Origin of the sequence: Nostoc sp. FACHB-133 (assembly GCF_014698055.1) — a bacterium.
Lineage (GTDB): Bacteria > Cyanobacteriota > Cyanobacteriia > Cyanobacteriales > Nostocaceae > Nostoc.
In genome coordinates this window covers 117,338-133,818 of the sequence record NZ_JACJSH010000016.1, presented here as the reverse complement: position 1 = coordinate 133,818, position 16,481 = coordinate 117,338, and the positions used below count along the sequence as shown (strand labels likewise).

Genomic DNA, 16,481 nt, shown 5'->3' with positions numbered 1-16,481 from the left:
CTAAATTCATTAAAGCCTTAACTTATGGTTCTTACCGAACTCATACCGTTAGTTAAAGAATTATCCCACACTGATAAACTCTTACTAATGAATTTATTGGCAACCGAATTATTAAAGGAATCAAGTTTAGTCCCATTCGATGCTCAGGACAAAATAACAAGTCTTGGCTTATATGATTCTTTTGAAGCTGCTGCTGTTTTAGCGAAGGCATTAGTAGAAGAAAAAGCGGCAACACATGGTTGATAAAGTTATATTCGCATTTACTGAGGTAAAACCAGAACTCGCTGATGGAAATAGTGAAACCCAACATTATATTAGGTTAACGCTGGGTTTCACTGCATTCAACCTAGTTGATTAGGCGGTATTTCTTCCGGTGGTGCTTCTGCTGGGGGAGCGAGTACCGCATCCGGCGCAATTTCTTCTACGGGAATCGGTTGCTTATCCTCAATTTCAAAATCTGGCTGCGCTGCTTCCACCAAATCAGGAGATGGGGGATGTGGTGGAATCGCTTCCGGTACAGTCTCGGTTTTTGCTTCCGTGTCGATAGTAACTGTCTCCTCTGCTGGTTGTTCTGGTATGACAATAGTTTTGTCGATAATTTCAACAGCAGGTTTCTCTGATAGTACAGAGGTAATGTCTTCTGGTTTGGGGGTTGTGGGTGTCTTTTTACTCACAGTCTGTTGCACTTTATCTTTCGCGCCACTGAAGGTGCTACCCAGACCTTTTTGCAACTGGCCCAGCCGTTCTTGAAGGGACAATTTATTTACCTGTTCCTGAATTCCAGCTTTCACCGTCTCAGGACTGGGTACTTGCGTTTGTTGTGCCTGGGGGGTCAGTTGGCGACGTAATGATAGAGTTTGCCAGCCAAACCAGACCAAAAGAGCCACACTAGCCACATGACCCAGCAACAAACCTCCAGTAATGCGTGGTGCAAACACCCATAAGACTAAAGCATAGAATAGTCCTACACCACTCCAGATAAAGTCATTCTTGCGATGGATTTCTGGAAAAAAGAAAGCTGCTATGTAAATGGCTAAACTACCAATACCGACCACCAAAGCTAGGACAAATGCCAGCATTATTTGGTTACTCCTTACTGCGTCCTTTGACTATTTCAATTTTGCAAATTTTGCCAGTCAATTGTTGATTTAGATACAATTTAAAATTAATTAGCCGTGTTAGTTGTGGATTTTTGCCCTTTATTCAACTCTTAAGGTCTTCTTTAGGAGAGAACGGAAAATATCGGACTACCCTTAAAGTAAAAGGATCTGCAAGAGAGTTAGCCAGAAATTTTTTATGACACTACAAAGCTTTGGTGTGATTGGATTAGCCGTTATGGGTGAGAACATCGCTCTAAACGTAGAGCGCAATGGCTTCCCAATTGCAGTTTACAACCGCTCCCGAGAAAAAACGGATGCGTTTATGGCGCAGCGTGCTACAGGACGGAACGTCAAAGCCGCCTTTACCTTAGAAGAATTCGTTGCCTTATTGGAACGTCCCCGCAAAATTCTAGTAATGGTGCAAGCTGGTAAGCCAGTGGATGCGGTGATTGCTCAACTCAAACCCTTGTTAGAGGAAGGCGATATCATTATCGACGGTGGCAACTCTTGGTTTGAAGATACGGAACGACGCACTCAGGAATTAGAACCCGCAGGGCTTCGGTATCTTGGTATGGGTGTCAGTGGCGGTGAAGAAGGGGCACTAAATGGCCCATCTCTGATGCCTGGAGGTACAACAAGCTCTTACGAGTTTCTATCACCAATTTTCAACAAAATTGCTGCCCAAGTCGATGATGGCCCTTGTGTAACCTACATAGGCCCTGGTGGTTCTGGCCACTATGTCAAAATGGTACACAATGGCATTGAGTATGGCGATATGCAGCTAATTGCTGAAGCCTACGACTTGCTGAAAAATGTCGCTGGATTAAACCCCAGTCAGCTACATGATGTGTTTGCTGAATGGAACACCACCGATGAACTCGATTCATTTTTGATTGAGATTACGAAGAATATCTTCCCATATATTGACCCAGAAACAAATAAACCCCTGGTGGATTTGATTGTTGATGCAGCAGGTCAAAAGGGAACTGGACGCTGGACTGTACAAACTGCGTTGGAATTGGGAGTTGCTATTCCTACAATTACAGCAGCAGTTAATGCCCGGATTATATCTTCGATTAAAGATGAGCGGGTTGCAGCATCTAAAGTCCTCACAGGCCCCAGTGGCAAGTATGACGGGCAAACTAAAGACTTTATCAATAAAGTACGTGATGCTCTCTATTGCTCAAAAATCTGTTCTTATGCTCAAGGGATGGCATTGCTATCCACAGCTTCAAAAACATATAACTGGAATTTGGATCTGGGCGAAATGGCGCGGATTTGGAAAGGTGGTTGTATTATTCGCGCTCGCTTTTTGAATAAGATTAAGAAGGCTTTTAGCGAAAATCCAGCTTTGCCTAACTTGCTGTTAGCTCCCGAATTTAAGCAGACAATTCTTGACAGACAAACTGCTTGGCGGGAAGTGATTGCGACAGCCGCAACAGTAGGAATTCCAGTACCCGCATTTAGCGCCTCCTTGGATTATTTTGACAGCTATCGCCGCGATCGCTTGCCTCAAAATCTAACTCAAGCACAACGCGACTACTTTGGCGCACATACCTACCTGCGTCTTGATAAGCCAGGAAGTTTCCATACTGAATGGGTACCTATTGCTGAAGCTGGTAAGTAAGCTTTTGCACATCTGTATCAGAATATTGTGAAAGGTTAGTCAGTTTCAAAATACAGATTTAGTAGTGGCTCTGAGTTTCAGAGCCACTTTTTTTATAGAACCGCAGAGGCGCAGAGAACGCAGAGGAAGAGAGGAGGCAATACTTCTTGGTTAAGGAGAAAAGGGGAAGGGGAAAGAAAAAACCTTTAACCCTTACCCTTTTCCCTTTACCCAAAATCCGATTCCGAATTAAAAATGCACAAAGCGAGAAGTATTGAGAGAGGAGGATAATAGCAATTCTCTACTGTTTATTGATTTAGGGGTTATTCTTACCAAGATATTTGGCTTTTAATTCTTCTAATTCTTGATCTATTTCGTTTGTACTAGTAGTCTGAGGCGTTGGGTTTGGTGTTTGTATTTTATTTGCTTGAGGTTTGTTGCCACCCAAAAACTGGGTTTTCATTTGTTCTAATTCTAGATCGATTTGACTAGGAGATGGCGATACAAAAGCGGGTGGAGAATTCGGTGGTGATTGAGGGATAGGCTTTGGCTTTATGGCTGGTGTGCCTGCTACTTGCGAATGTTGATTTAAGTCTTTAAGAACTTCATCTACTGTTTGATAACGCCGAACGGGAATACTTTCTAGCATTTTGTTGAGAATGCGACTCAACTGATTACTAACAGGATTTTTTAAGTATTTCTGCCAAACCCAAGTATCGTTGTTGGTATCGTATGAATCGAAAGGCGATCGCTGGGTTAATAAATTAATACAGGTAGCACCCAAGCTGTAAATATCGCTGGCAAAAACAGCCCTACCTCTCATTTGCTCAGGTGCTACATATTCTGGACTACCAATACTTGTACCAGTTTGATTTAAGGCAGCGCCAGTGGTAGATTTTGCAGCACCAAAATCTACTAAAACTAGTTTGCTATCACCGCCACGTAAAATAATATTTTCTGGCTTAATATCACGGTGAATTACGTGTCTAGCATGACAAAATTGTAAAACTGACAATAAATCATTTAATAGTTGCTGGATTTGCGTTTCATTGAAAGCACCCCTATGTGCCAATTCCTGGGCTAAGTTGCGCCCGTCAATAAATTCTTGTACAAGATACTGGCGGTCTTCTTGGGTAAAATATGCCAAGAGTTCGGGAATTTGGGGATGTTTACCCAATTCATCTAACTGCACCGCTTCTTGGTTAAATAACTCTACAGCTTTTGCAAGAGTGTTAGTGCCTTGGGATTGGGGATAAAATTGCTTAATTACACAGCGTGGTTTTGAGGGTTTATCTTCATCCACAGCTAAGAAGGTTCTGCCAAAACCACCTTGTCCGATTGGTTTGATAGCACGGTAACGTTCTTTGAGGAGTAACTTAGAACCGCAAGTCCTGCAAAACTTGACATCATGAGGATTTTCGGGCTTGGGACAATGGGGATTAAGGCAGTAGCTCATACAGGCGATCGCTCTTATATGTCTTTATTTTCTCCTGTCCCAGGTAAAAGCGGGTTTAGATTCGCCAATTATCCAGTATCAGGTTTTGACGCTCCCTGCTCTAAAGAGCAAGTAATTACTCATTAGGACTTACGCAAAATATTTCTCAAACTCTTATTCCTCCGTGTCCTCTGCGCCTCTGTGGTTAGTTATTCCGTAACTCTTGCGTAAGTCCTACTCATAATCAAGAGCGATCGCGTTGGGTTAAACTATGAGCGATGTCTACGACGGGCGTAGCTGCGGTACTGCTAAACTACCCCATACTTTCCATAACTGGATGGAAGTAGAAGGCGAATCCCAATACTGTATAAGCAGCTAATAACAAAGTGCCTTCGAGCCAATTGGATTTACCATCAGAACTAATGCTGTTTGCAATCAACACTGACACAACCACAGCTACTAATTCAAAAGGTTTGAAATCTAAATCCATTGGTTTACCCAATATCCGCCCTGCTATTACCAACACGGGCGCGACAAATAGGGCAATCTGCATACTCGATCCCACAGCTACCGAAAGGGAAAGATCCATCTTATCTTTCATCGCCACGGTGACTGCTGTGGCGTGTTCAGCTGCGTTACCGACGATGGGAACCAAAATTACCCCTGTAAACAGCGCTGTTAAACCTAGCTGAGATGTGGCCACTTCTAGAGAATCGACCAACATTTCTGACTCAAGTGCCACTAGTAAAGTACATACTAATAGTACGCTAACCCACAACATCATATTTGGTTTAGCATGAGGGGCTTCCTCTTCTTCTATCTCCGCTACACCCACGTCATATAAATAGGAGTGGGTTTTCATTGAAAATAGCAGCGTTAGAGCATAAACCAGAATTAATACTACAGCAACAGCAATAGAAAGATTTTGCAGTGTTTGTTCGTTAATTCCTTGAGAGGTATAATTCATCGCCGTTGGCATCAAAATGGCAATCACTGCCAAATTCATTGAAGCAGCATTCACCCGCGCCACAATTGGCTGAAATGTTTGTTCTTTGTAGCGGAGTCCTCCCAAAAGCATGGAAAAACCCATTACCAGTAGTAAGTTGCTGATAATCGATCCCGTGATACTGGCTTTAACGACATCTATTAACCCAGCATTCAGCGCTACTAGGGCGATAATTAGTTCTGTTGCATTGCCAAAGGTAGCATTTAACAAGCCCCCCAATGATGGCCCCACTACGACGGCAATTTCTTCTGTGGCTGTACCCATCCAAGCCGCTAAGGGCAGAATTGCTAATCCAGCTGTAATGAAAACTATTAATTCTCCCCACTCTAGAAAGTGGGCTGCTACAGAAACTGGGATAAACAGTAATAAAACGAAAAGAATAATGTTTTTGGTTGACATTTGTTGTTTTGGGTTGAAGGTATCATTCACAGCTAGCAATCCTAAATTTTAAATTTGGAGTGTTGAATTAAAAATTACTTTCACTCATCACTCCCATAGGATACTCTCAACCACCTGTAGACCAATTCAGAAATTGTACTGTTTTCAGTTCACTACAGCGTATGTAAAATAAGATTGCGATTTAAAGAGTTTTTGTAATCTTTTGTTGCAAAACTATGAATTTGAGCCAAAATATTACACCAACAATGGGGTTTAATATATTAAAAGACAATTAAAATTTTGATTGGCGCTGCTAACGAGAAAACCCCTAACTGAGGCCTTCTTCAATGGCTAATTACTTTGAGCCTTCAGGGAAAGGGCTGTGCGATAACGCAGATTTCCCACTACAATAAAACCGCTTTGTCAAAAATTTGGTTGGATTCCATAGTTGTTGTTTATACCGGATTTTGTGTGAAAACCATTGTAGAAAGGTTTACGCACAATGTTTTCGGTGCAACTGCAAGTTTTTTGTTTTGGATAAATATACATGACTTCTGCTGCTGAAATGCCAGCTAGCTCTGGCTCAACGTTAACATTACATTCAGATCCCAAAAACGCTCACGAAACCGATCCCCTGAGAAAGGCTAATGGTGTTTATGTGACGGTGCATGGTCATTTTTACCAGCCACCGAGGGAAAACCCTTATCTGGACGCAATTGAACGCCAACCGAGCGCTGCACCTTTCCATGACTGGAATGAGCGGATTCATTGGGAATGCTATCGCCCAAACGCCTTTGCCAGAGTCTTAAATGACCAAGGTGAAGTGGTGGGGATCGTCAATAATTACGAGTATTTTAGTTTTAATATCGGGCCGACGCTGATGTCGTGGCTAGAACGCTACGATGTGGAAGTTTATCAGCGGATTTTAGAGGCGGATGCTAAGAGTAGCCAACGCTTACATGGTCACGGTAATGCGATCGCGCAAGTATACAATCACATCATCATGCCTCTGGCGAATGAGCGCGACAAATATACCCAAATTCGCTGGGGTAAAGAAGACTTCCGCTCCCGCTTTGGACGCGATCCCGAAGGGATGTGGCTAGCAGAAACTGCTGTAGACTACGCCACCCTAGAAGCTCTTGTTGCTGAGGGTATTCGCTTCATTATCCTTGCACCGTCTCAAGCCCTGCGTTGCCGTCCCCTCCCCACTCCAGATCATCCTCATCCGGAATGGATCGAAGTCGGCGGTAGTCAGATTGATTCTACCCGTCCCTATCGTTGTTATTTACAGCCCACACTCGACACTTCATCTTCACCTCTGAGTGCGATCGCTACTAGCCCTAAAGAGAGTAGTAGAGAAGAATTACCCTACATTGATATCTTCTTCTACGATGGCCCGATATCGCGGGACATGGGTTTTAGTGATGTAGTTTATAACTCCAGTCACTTTGCCGGACGTATCGGTTCCGCAGTCCGTGGGGATCATCGTCTGGCACAGTTAATATCTGTGGCGACGGATGGGGAAACCTTTGGACATCACAAGAAGGGAACAGAAAAAACTTTAGCCTATGCCTTTACTAAAGAGTTTCCTCAACAAGGTTGGACAGTAACGAACTTCGCCCATTACCTGAGCTTAAATTCTCCCGGTTGGGAAGTGGAATTAAAGTCAGTCACAGCCTGGAGTTGCGCCCACGGTGTCGGCAGATGGGAAGATGACTGTGGTTGCGGTGGTGAAGGCTCAGTTTGGCATCAGAAATGGCGTCGTCCCTTGCGGGATGCCCTAAATTGGCTGCGGGATCAGCTAACTGAGGTGTATGTAGAACATGGTAGGCAGTTATTTCGCGATCCCTGGCAAACACGGGATGAATATATCCAAGTAATGCGCGATCGCTCTGCTACCAATGTCAACCGTTTCTTAGCCCGTCATCAAACCCACAAACTAACAGCAGCCGAACAAGTAGACGCTTTGCGCCTGTTAGAAATGCAGCGTCACGCTTTGTTGATGTTCACTAGTTGCGGTTGGTTTTTTGAAGAAATTTCCCGTCCAGAGGGGACGCAAATTCTGCGCTACGCCGCCCGTGCTTTGGAATTGGCAGGGGAAGTGGCTGGCGTACAGTTAGAAAAAGGCTTTGTCAAACGTCTTGGTTTAGCCCCCAGTAATGTCGATGAATTCAAACACGGTGCAGAAATTTATCGACAACTCGTGTTAACTGCCCAACTTGGCTTTAAGCAAGTAGCATCCCATTACGCCATTACTTCCCTATTTACCAATCAGAAACCAGCACAGACGCACAATTCTTTGCCTAGAAAAGATGTTGCTGACAAACAATCTCAGCGTTACCACAAAAAAGTTTATTGCTATGCTGCCAATGAGCTAGATTACCAACTGCAACGGATGGGATCGCTAACTCTGGCTGTAGGAAATTTAAAGCTGGTATCAGAAATTACTTGGGAAAGTGAGCATTTGGTATTTGCGGTTCTGCATTTGGGAGGCTGGGATTTCCACTGCTGCATTCAACAATTTACCGGGCGGCGTGACTATAGCCAATTAAAAGAAAAGCTGTTTGGGGCACTAAAACAAGCTAGTGCGGCTCATACTATCTTGGCAATGACACAGCTATTTGGCGAAGAAGCTTTCAGCTTACAAAATCTATTTGCTGAAGAACGCCACCGGATTATGCGGCTGCTTAGTCAGGAAACACTGACACGCTTAGGACAGTTGTATACCCAAGCCTACCGTGATAATTATGGGGTGCTGATGGCGTTTCATCGAGATGAAATAGCAGTACCACAAGAATTGCAGGTTGCAGCAGATATTGCTTTAGGGCATCGCTGTCTAATGACATTGCGATCGCTTGAGCAAGATATCGCTGATTCCCAAAAGAGTTGGAGTCACATCTTAGAATTGGAAGCGATCGCAACTGAAGCAAAACATCTGCGTTGTCGGCTGAATATTCCCGATGGTAAGCAGATGTTAGAACAGTTAATTGCGCGATCGCTCTGGCAATTGTTGCACGATGCCAATGGTAGTTTTAATGCAGATATCCAACTATTGGAGCGGTTGATTGATGTCGGGGATCAACTAAATATTGATGTTTCCCTACAGCGATCGCAGGAACTATACTTTAGTTGTCTACACAGTCAAATAGCGCCGGTGTGTATTACTAGCGTTGGGAATGAAGGAGATAATCAGTGTCTTCAGTTGCTCAAGTTGGGCAAGAAGTTAGCCGTTGATGTTAGTGCGATCTCCAATCAGTTGGGATAAATATAGGGACGCACGGTAAAAATCTCACACAGTAGAGAAGGGGAAAATTTTCCCCTTCTCTTTTTAATTTTCTTTACTTAGCCTGGGAGCGATCGCAATGGTAGGGATAAAGCCACTCACACCTGAAGAGTCCAAATGTATGTTTCTCAAAAAAGGTTCCTGCATGGCGACTCTGTGATATATTTATCCCAGCTTTAGTTTTAACCTCATATAGCCAGGGAAAGGCTATTACTAAAACAGTCATAAAGGTGAAGAGGTAAAGAATTGTAGTTTTAATATGGGGGAATCTTCGGTAATTGCTATTGTGGTTTTGAGGCATAGAAATTAGAAACGAATAGCCCACACCATTTTAGCCTAATGCTGAAAATATCGCCGGAAGCGGGGGTCAATATTATCTGTTTTCTGCTGATTGCAGGTAAGACAGAGAGTTTGTAAATTGCTGATATCATTTTGACCACCACGGGCAAGGGGAATGATATGGTCAATGCTGAGGTGAGTTTCTGTAGTAGTTTTACCGCAGCTTTGGCATTGATATTTGTCACGTTCAAAAACATATTTCTTGACTTCTGGGGGGATACGAATCCGGGGAGTTTTGCTCATTTTCTCTCTAGTTGCTAAGAAATCCTTCCAAGCTAGGTACATCTACCCAACTTGCTTTTGTATGAGACTCATGGGATAAATCCATCAACAACTGAGAATAAATTCCTTCTCGCAGCGATGGTGTAATTTCCTGATTGCGTTCAATTCCTTTTACCCATTGGTCTACTACGCGGATAAATGCCGAAATGCGGCCATCAGCATAATTTTTCGGAAAAATTAACCGATTCGGTATTTCTATTTCCGTTAGCGGTTTACCTACCTGGGAACCCCAAACACGAAAGCCGTGTATATAATCTTTTTGATTTTCACTGCCTACAATTAATGTACCGCGATCGCCATATACTTCTATCCAATGAGTTCTTGCTGCATGAACAACTGCGCTGATAGAAAGTTGGCAAGGTGTACCATTTGCTAATTCCAAGGTTAATATACAGTTGTCATCTGTATTCACTGGCTTAGATTCCCCACTCACAGGGTCAACTCTTGTAGGAATCGCAGTACTCAAATAGGCGTTTAATCTACGGACTGGCCCGAATAACCAGTGAATGTAATCGAAGGCGTGGGAACCTAAAGATCCTAATGCACCGCCTCCTTTGTCTTTGTCAGAATACCAATTCCAAGGGCGTGAAGTATCAGCACGAGAAGAACCTAACCAATCAATTTTAATTAGGCGCAACTCACCCACATAATTTTCTGATAGTAATTCAGCAAATAACTGCCATGCTGGTACAAAGCGAAATTCAAAATCTACAGTCGCAATCAAATTTTTTGCTTTCGCTAACTGATAAAGTTCTTTAGCTTCGACTGCATTTAAGGTTGTCGGCTTTTCTAGTAATAAATGTTTCCCAGCTTGCAGTACAGTTTTTGCCATTTCATAGTGCAAAAATGGCGGCGTAGAGATACTAACTGCTTGCACTTCTGGTAATGCCACAATATCAGCCAGAGAATCAGAGGCGTGAGGTATATTATGGGATTCTGCTATGGCTTTGGCTTTATTTATATCTCGATGATAGACAGCAACTACCTCAGTTTGAGGATGTGCTTGGAATCCAGGGATGTGGACTTTTTGACCAAATCCAGTGCCTGCGATCGCAATTTTGACCATATCATATTTACTCCCATACTTGTATAATTTTTATAGAAAATTTTAAACAATCCAGACTGATAAAAAAAAGTTACTTATATGAACCAATAAATTTTCTGATTTTCTCGGCAGTCTCTCTACAAATAAATGTTTTCTATAAAAATTTTATATTCGGTACTAAAACGTAATTATATCAAGTTCATCAAGAATATTACTATCTATGTCAATATCAAATTTCCGAGCAAAGTGAGCAGATGATGTTATCAGATTAGGTATATCTTCCATAAGCAATGTCTTTGGATGAGTGGCACTTCCACCTGACCAATCAATATAACGCCAATTGTCGTTTTTTAGCTTGAGATGAGATGCATTAGCAAGTATAGTTTGAAAATACGACTCATCTGCATACCTAAGTTTACTATAGTGCAAAGTTAAAGCATTTTTCTTGCTGTGGAAATCGATAATATATTCAGCAGTTTTACGGTTTGCACAAAACCATTGACTTCCACTGAAGCAAAGAAGTTTCTTTGAAAAAGGAAGGAAATATTTTGTTAATAGCGGATGTTCTAAACGGATTTCTAAATTTACTTGAGCGCTGTGTTTTTTTGAATAATGGAAAGAAAACGATTTCGTACAATATCGTTCATAAGAATTTTTCTGCCATAAAATGCTTGGTCTTATATCATATTTATAAGTCTCATATTTAATTTGTTCATGGCGAATATAAGCATCGTATGGACTTGATGCTAAATCATCTAATATTTGCTTTGCAGTTTTAATTGGATAATCTGATTCACTGAGTAATACAAACCAATCTGGTGAATCTGGAGTTTCGTACATCAGTCTAAGTGCCTTTACCGTGGCTTCTACTAAAGAAAATCCTGCCCACTCTGTCTCTATATGAGGGCGTAGTAATAAAATATTTTTTGTCAGGTTTTCTATAGATAAATCACATTTTGAAAAATCATGATGGCATACAATTCGAGGATAATCAAATAGGCTGTTTAGCTTACTTATTAATCTGTAAAGTTGTAGTGGCTTTCTATGACTTAGTAAAATAAAACCTATTGTATTTTTGGAAGTATCGTGCATTTTTAAATTACAAAGGTTAGTATTTGTGGAAAATTCTAGATTTTAGTCAAAAGAGGTTCAATTATTGTCATCGTAAAACTCTAATTGTAAAAGGGTAACGATAATACTCACCCTTGTAAGCTTTTACAGATGCAAAAGCCACTACAAAAGATTGTAGTATGAATTTGAACAAAATCAATGACATCAGTACAATTAATAAGCCGTCTAAAATATTTTTTATTTCCTTGGATGAACCATTGTTAATCATCACCAGGACAAAGCTAGTTAACAAAAAGACTAAGGATATTGCTATGACAATCAACGTATATAATGTTAAAGAAAATTGAAAATTTAAAGATTCTTTTCCTTGGAAATCAATCCAAGGATATTGTGATTTTTTAAAGTGCCAAATGATCAGGGGAGCTAAAAGATTTAAAGGTAAATATAAAGGAATGCCAATAAATACTAAAAAAAACAATAACATCCATCCTAACAAAGCCGAGAAATGACACAACACCGCCCATATACGCATTTGCTGTTTAGGTTTTTGTCTCATGGCTTTTTATGTGTAGGTGGATTTACCAGATAATTACCAACTCTAATTATCTACAAAAAAGCCAAAAATGAGCTTAAAACCTGAGTATTTCCCTGACTGTGCCCAATACGGTTTGGATAAGCATTTTTTACTTTCCTTGTAGGCTGGGAGATGAGGTTGCGGGTAAGGAGTAAAGGATGTATTCAAAACCTTTTCTCTTTAACTGAACCGTATTGAGAGTGTACCCTCTTTTGGCATTGAGCGATGGCGTAACCGACCGATCGGAGGTCATCGCAATTTGAAAACAGTCTGACAGTTTATACTGAGTACTGGGGAAACAAGCAACCAGATTTTGGGATACTCAATAGCAAGGTTAATATAGAACTTACGCACAAGAGATCCGCTCTATGCTGTAAACTTAATAACACTAACGGATTTTCAATATGCGAGTTCAAATAACTGTAGTTGTGATCGCAGTAATGTTAGTGGGTGGTAAAAATCTAGAGGCCCTTGCAGACTCGCAACCATCTACTCAAGATGGGGCTAGTGGGATTGTGACACCAGAAGCTACGATCCAGATAGAGGGAGAGTATGCCAAATATGGTGATTATATAGGAGTTAGTTTAGGAGATAGCCAGACGCTGGAAATTTCCCAAAAAGTTGTCAAAGATATCCAGATTCGTTTTCTTAATAGCAGAGGTCTGCCAATCAGAGGGCGAACTCAGAAAGATTTTGTCATTGGTTTGCTGAGACTCAAACCAGGTCAAGTATTTAGTAAAGATTTACTTCAAGCAGACTTGCAAAGATTGAGGAGATTAGAGTCATTTAATCAAGTCAATGTCTACCCTAAAGAAGATGCTTCTAGTGTTAATATCCTTTACGTAATCAAAGAGCGTAGCTTCCCTTCTCTCATCTTAGGAGGCGGTAATAATGATGACGTTGGGCTATACGGTCGGGTGGGTTATAAAGATGAAAATGTTAGCGGTTTGAACGATAAATTAGATACAGTTTTGCAGTTCAGCACTAAAGATGTCCAATTTGATGGTCAATTCACTAGTCGTTATCGTTCAGAAGAACCAAACCGCTTAGGCTATAGCATTAGAGGTTTTCGTAATCGCAATACATCGGGAACCTTTAACGAAGATATCAGATTGGCTAACGGTGACAAAGTGCGAGAAGGAAGATTTGGTGGTTCTGTAGCGCTTTTACGAGCTTTTGATGAATGGTATACATCTGTGGCGCTCAACTATACCAGAATTAGCCTACGCGATGGAGAATATAACGTTGTCCAGGTCGATAGATTAGGGAGTCCCCTATCTGTGAGCGGTACTGGAATTGATGACTTATTTACGGTATCATTTGCTGTATCCAGAGATCAACGCGATCGCCGAGACAATCCGACTCAAGGCTCAATCCTCACCTTCAGCACAGAACAAGCGATTCCCATTGGACTGGGGAATATTTCCAGCAACCGCTTACGGGGAGACTATATTCAGTATTTCCCAGTCAATTGGATAGGTAATGGTAGACCAACCGACAATCCAGAAATGTTGGCTATTAATTTACAAATTGGTACAACTATTGGAGACTTCCCACCAGCCGATGCTTTTAATATTGGCGGAATAGATTCTGTCAGAGGTTACGGTTATGGTAAAGTTGCCAGTGGTCGGAGTTATGGATTAGCTTCCGTGGAATATCGGTTCCCAATTTTTCAATCAATAGGTGGAGTTGTCTTTACTGACTTCGCCTCAGATTTCGGGTCTAGCGAAACCGTGTTAGGAGAACCAGGAGTCTTACGAGACAAACCTGGAAGTGGCTTTGGTTACGGCTTAGGATTGCGCTTAAACTCACCCTTTGGGCTAATTCGAGGCGATTTAGGAATTAGCGACCAAGGAGAAGTGAGATTTGAAGTTACTACAGGTCAGCGATTTTAAATAATTAAACTATACCACTGCTCTCAATACGGCTCGGTTAAGGTTTTTTGATGGAAATTCTAGATCGTAAAAGATGCGATAAATCGCCGTCTCTACAAAGACTGATTATTTTAGAGACGGCGATTCATCGCGTCTCTCGCCTTTTTTCAGGATAGTTGGCTGATAACTGGTTCCAACTCTTCTGTCATCACATCTGCACCTGTTTCTCGATATACTTGCACCAATGATTGGTAAAACCACAAAGTTTTTTCCTTACCACTGCTAAATTCAGCCCAAATAACATCTCCCATTTGTCGGAACACCGCTTACCTTATGAGTCTGGTTCGTGTGCAGACAATTAGTAGCATAGACTAATGCCGCTTCAAATCTTTCTGTTAATTTTGCTGCATCCATTTTTTATCCTCACAATTAATTTTCTTGAATAATCTAGCTATCCTGAATTTAGCGGCCAGAATCAATTCTGAATTTTGACTCCTAAATTCTGTTTGATAAAATTGCCAAGTATCAACTTGGATGGTAAGTAAAAGTCGTAGATAGTCTAGAACCAAGAATATATATTGCCAAGCTGAACATGAAAAACTTACAAGTTGTGGAGAAAGAGTTTTCATCTCTGCCGATTATTGATATTAGCGCCTTAGTTTCTGGAAAAGGAAATGTCTATTCCGTCGCATCTCAGATTAGGCAAGCGTGTCGAGAATCCGGGTTTTTCTATATTATCGGACATGGTGTAGACGAAAATTTGCAGCAGCGACTCGAAAAACTGGCGGCTGAGTTTTTCGCCCAGGATTTGGAAACTAAACTTAAAATTCGTATGGCTTTGGCTGGTATTGCATGGCGAGGTTATTTCCCCGTTGGTGGCGAACTGACATCCGGTAAACCCGATTTGAAAGAAGGTATTTACTTTGGCGCTGAACTCCCAGACGAACACCCACTAGTGCAAGCTGGTACTCCTATGCATGGTTCAAACCTCTTCCCCGCCAACATCCCCCAATTTGGCGAAACAGTGCTTGAATATATTGAGGCGATGACAAACTTGGGGCATACTCTTATGACTGGTATAGCCTTAAGTTTGGGATTAGAAGAATCCTACTTTGCTGACCGTTATACTTCAGATCCTCTAGTGTTGTTTCGCATCTTTAACTATCCTCCTAATTTATCACCGTCAGATGGTAATCCGATATGGGGTGTTGGCGAACATACTGATTATGGCGTTTTAACCATTCTCAAACAGGACGACTCAGGCGGATTACAAGTTAAATCCAAATCAGGTTGGGTTGCTGCGCCTCCCGTTCCCGGTTCCTTTGTCTGTAACATCGGCGATATGCTAGACAAGATGACGAGAGGTTTCTATCGTTCTACACCTCATCGTGTACAAAATCAATCCCAAAATCCTCGCCTTTCGTTCCCCTTTTTTTTCGATCCCAATTTCGATGTAGAAGTGAAGCCGATTGAATTAGATAATATAGTACCGAATGATAATATAGGCGATCGCTGGGATAACGCTAACATTCATGATTTTCGCGGAACTTATGGTGATTATGTGTTGAATAAGGTGTCTAAGGTTTTTCCAGAATTGCGGCGAACAGTATTATAGGGTTTTAAGCCATTTCTTCTTTGCTGATGACGATTCAACCACAATTTACACACATGGTAGCTATTGCAATTGCAATTCATCAAAATCCCTATTAGGAATTAAAACTAGCTGTTTCTACTTTTTGCAATACCTGACGTTCTATATTGAAACTCCAAAATTGCTGGTAATACTGAGAGAAGCAAAAATGTATGAGTCAATGGGTTTATAATTGGAAACTGTGACTCAGCGAGAAGTTTGATCTAAGCAGTATCTGGCTCAAATCTTCTCCCAAGGGGAGATGCCAAAGGCGAACGGTGACAACTCATAATTGGAGCGAAGCGACTGGTGGGCAGTTTATTACAAGGAGTTAACCTGTACTTAATTGGCATGATGGGCGTTGGTAAGACGACAGTAGGGCCCTTACTAGCAAAGCATCTGGGTTATGGGTTTTTGGATCTTGATGGTGTCATTGCCAAAGCAACAGATAAATCTATCAATCAGTTATTTGCCGAAGAAGGTGAAGCAGGGTTTCGCCAAATAGAAAGTGACGTGCTTTCACAAGTTTGTGCTTTTACAAAATTGACTATAGCGACCGGTGGGGGCATTGTATTACGACGAGAAAACTGGGGTTACTTGCACCACGGTTTGATAGTGTGGCTAGATGTGCCAGTTGAACTCATTTACAGCCGTTTAGCTGAAGATACCACCAGACCACTCTTGCAAGATGCTGACCTTAAGGGTAAATTGCGATCGCTCCTCGAACAACGAACACCACTTTACTCTCAAGCCGATTTGCACATCACCGTGCAAGAGGGAGATACGCCTGAAGACATTGCCAAGCGAATACTTGAGGCAATTCCTGGCGTACTAAAAAAAACTGTTTCTAATTAATAG

15 protein-coding genes are annotated in these 16,481 nt (G+C 41.7%); 6 read left to right on the top strand and 9 right to left on the bottom strand.

Annotation, left to right across the window (positions count from 1 at the left end):
* Window positions 1-24: 24 nt before the first annotated feature.
* On the top strand, window positions 25-243 hold the full coding sequence (locus tag H6G86_RS15285) for a hypothetical protein (protein WP_190935033.1): 219 nt from the start codon (window positions 25-27) through the stop codon (window positions 241-243).
* Between the two features lie 98 nt (window positions 244-341).
* Here H6G86_RS15285 and H6G86_RS15280 read toward each other — a convergent pair whose 3' ends face one another.
* The gene (locus H6G86_RS15280; RefSeq protein ID WP_190935032.1) at window positions 342-1,079 is read right to left on the bottom strand and encodes a Ycf66 family protein; all 738 of its coding nucleotides are present in this window, start codon (window positions 1,077-1,079) and stop codon (window positions 342-344) included.
* A gap of 217 nt (window positions 1,080-1,296) precedes the next feature.
* Between H6G86_RS15280 and gnd the strand changes: the two genes are divergently transcribed.
* Window positions 1,297-2,727, top strand: coding sequence for an NADP-dependent phosphogluconate dehydrogenase (gene gnd, locus H6G86_RS15275; protein ID WP_012412521.1), 1,431 nt, complete (start codon window positions 1,297-1,299; stop codon window positions 2,725-2,727).
* 295 nt (window positions 2,728-3,022) lie between these two features.
* On the opposite strand, the gene H6G86_RS15270 is transcribed toward gnd, so the two are convergent.
* Entirely contained in the window at window positions 3,023-4,162 is a 1,140-nt protein-coding gene (locus H6G86_RS15270; protein ID WP_190935031.1) for a serine/threonine-protein kinase, read from the bottom strand.
* Window positions 4,163-4,454: 292 nt separating this feature from the next.
* Window positions 4,455-5,546 carry a calcium/proton exchanger gene (gene cax / locus H6G86_RS15265; protein WP_190935030.1) on the bottom strand — a complete coding sequence of 364 codons (1,092 nt, stop codon included), beginning with the start codon at window positions 5,544-5,546 and terminating at the stop codon, window positions 4,455-4,457.
* Between the two features lie 526 nt (window positions 5,547-6,072).
* Here cax and H6G86_RS15260 point away from each other — a divergent pair.
* Window positions 6,073-8,790: a DUF3536 domain-containing protein gene (locus tag H6G86_RS15260; RefSeq protein ID WP_190935029.1), complete on the top strand. Its 2,718-nt coding sequence runs from the start codon at window positions 6,073-6,075 to the stop codon at window positions 8,788-8,790.
* 73 nt (window positions 8,791-8,863) lie between these two features.
* On the opposite strand, the gene H6G86_RS38680 is transcribed toward H6G86_RS15260, so the two are convergent.
* The 5 genes from H6G86_RS38680 to H6G86_RS15240 all read right to left on the bottom strand — a co-directional run bounded on the left by H6G86_RS38680 (window position 8,864) and on the right by H6G86_RS15240 (window position 12,101).
* A complete protein-coding gene (locus tag H6G86_RS38680) occupies window positions 8,864-9,109 on the bottom strand; it encodes a hypothetical protein (protein WP_242064824.1) in 246 nt (81 codons plus the stop codon).
* 35 nt (window positions 9,110-9,144) lie between these two features.
* Window positions 9,145-9,390, bottom strand: coding sequence for an HNH endonuclease (locus H6G86_RS15255; RefSeq protein WP_163930912.1), 246 nt, complete (start codon window positions 9,388-9,390; stop codon window positions 9,145-9,147).
* A 7-nt stretch (window positions 9,391-9,397) separates the two neighbouring features.
* A complete protein-coding gene (locus tag H6G86_RS15250) occupies window positions 9,398-10,495 on the bottom strand; it encodes a Gfo/Idh/MocA family protein (RefSeq protein ID WP_190935028.1) in 1,098 nt (365 codons plus the stop codon).
* 156 nt (window positions 10,496-10,651) lie between these two features.
* Window positions 10,652-11,566: a beta-1,6-N-acetylglucosaminyltransferase gene (locus H6G86_RS15245; protein WP_190935027.1), complete on the bottom strand. Its 915-nt coding sequence runs from the start codon at window positions 11,564-11,566 to the stop codon at window positions 10,652-10,654.
* A gap of 67 nt (window positions 11,567-11,633) precedes the next feature.
* Entirely contained in the window at window positions 11,634-12,101 is a 468-nt protein-coding gene (locus tag H6G86_RS15240) for a DUF4870 domain-containing protein (protein WP_190935026.1), read from the bottom strand.
* Between the two features lie 422 nt (window positions 12,102-12,523).
* Here H6G86_RS15240 and H6G86_RS15235 point away from each other — a divergent pair, with 422 nt between their 5' ends.
* Complete coding sequence (locus tag H6G86_RS15235; RefSeq protein WP_190935025.1) at window positions 12,524-14,014, top strand: BamA/TamA family outer membrane protein; 1,491 nt, start codon at window positions 12,524-12,526, stop codon at window positions 14,012-14,014.
* A gap of 146 nt (window positions 14,015-14,160) precedes the next feature.
* Here H6G86_RS15235 and H6G86_RS15230 read toward each other — a convergent pair whose 3' ends face one another.
* Window positions 14,161-14,304, bottom strand: a complete 144-nt coding sequence (locus tag H6G86_RS15230) for a hypothetical protein (protein ID WP_190935024.1) — start codon at window positions 14,302-14,304, stop codon at window positions 14,161-14,163.
* A 281-nt stretch (window positions 14,305-14,585) separates the two neighbouring features.
* On the opposite strand from H6G86_RS15230, the gene H6G86_RS15225 reads away from it, so the two are divergent.
* Together H6G86_RS15225 and H6G86_RS15220 are read left to right on the top strand one after the other, a co-directional pair.
* Entirely contained in the window at window positions 14,586-15,608 is a 1,023-nt protein-coding gene (locus H6G86_RS15225; protein WP_190935023.1) for an isopenicillin N synthase family dioxygenase, read from the top strand.
* 324 nt (window positions 15,609-15,932) lie between these two features.
* On the top strand, window positions 15,933-16,478 hold the full coding sequence (locus H6G86_RS15220; RefSeq protein WP_190935022.1) for a shikimate kinase: 546 nt from the start codon (window positions 15,933-15,935) through the stop codon (window positions 16,476-16,478).
* Window positions 16,479-16,481 lie beyond the last annotated feature (3 nt).

Bases quoted from the DNA above. Each gene is read 5' to 3' on its own strand.
- H6G86_RS15260 (WP_190935029.1), top strand. From the start codon at position 6,073: ATGACTTCTGCTGCTGAAATGCCAGCTAGCTCTGGCTCAACGTTAACA.
- H6G86_RS15230 (WP_190935024.1), bottom strand. From the start codon at position 14,304: ATGGGAGATGTTATTTGGGCTGAATTTAGCAGTGGTAAGGAAAAAACT.
- H6G86_RS15270 (WP_190935031.1), bottom strand. From the start codon at position 4,162: ATGAGCTACTGCCTTAATCCCCATTGTCCCAAGCCCGAAAATCCTCAT.
- H6G86_RS15235 (WP_190935025.1), top strand. From the start codon at position 12,524: ATGCGAGTTCAAATAACTGTAGTTGTGATCGCAGTAATGTTAGTGGGT.
- H6G86_RS15280 (WP_190935032.1), bottom strand. From the start codon at position 1,079: ATGCTGGCATTTGTCCTAGCTTTGGTGGTCGGTATTGGTAGTTTAGCC.
- gnd (WP_012412521.1), top strand. From the start codon at position 1,297: ATGACACTACAAAGCTTTGGTGTGATTGGATTAGCCGTTATGGGTGAG.
- H6G86_RS15255 (WP_163930912.1), bottom strand. From the start codon at position 9,390: ATGAGCAAAACTCCCCGGATTCGTATCCCCCCAGAAGTCAAGAAATAT.
- H6G86_RS15245 (WP_190935027.1), bottom strand. From the start codon at position 11,566: ATGCACGATACTTCCAAAAATACAATAGGTTTTATTTTACTAAGTCAT.
- H6G86_RS15250 (WP_190935028.1), bottom strand. From the start codon at position 10,495: ATGGTCAAAATTGCGATCGCAGGCACTGGATTTGGTCAAAAAGTCCAC.
- H6G86_RS15285 (WP_190935033.1), top strand. From the start codon at position 25: ATGGTTCTTACCGAACTCATACCGTTAGTTAAAGAATTATCCCACACT.
- cax (WP_190935030.1), bottom strand. From the start codon at position 5,546: ATGTCAACCAAAAACATTATTCTTTTCGTTTTATTACTGTTTATCCCA.
- H6G86_RS15240 (WP_190935026.1), bottom strand. From the start codon at position 12,101: ATGAGACAAAAACCTAAACAGCAAATGCGTATATGGGCGGTGTTGTGT.
- H6G86_RS15225 (WP_190935023.1), top strand. From the start codon at position 14,586: ATGAAAAACTTACAAGTTGTGGAGAAAGAGTTTTCATCTCTGCCGATT.
- H6G86_RS38680 (WP_242064824.1), bottom strand. From the start codon at position 9,109: ATGCCTCAAAACCACAATAGCAATTACCGAAGATTCCCCCATATTAAA.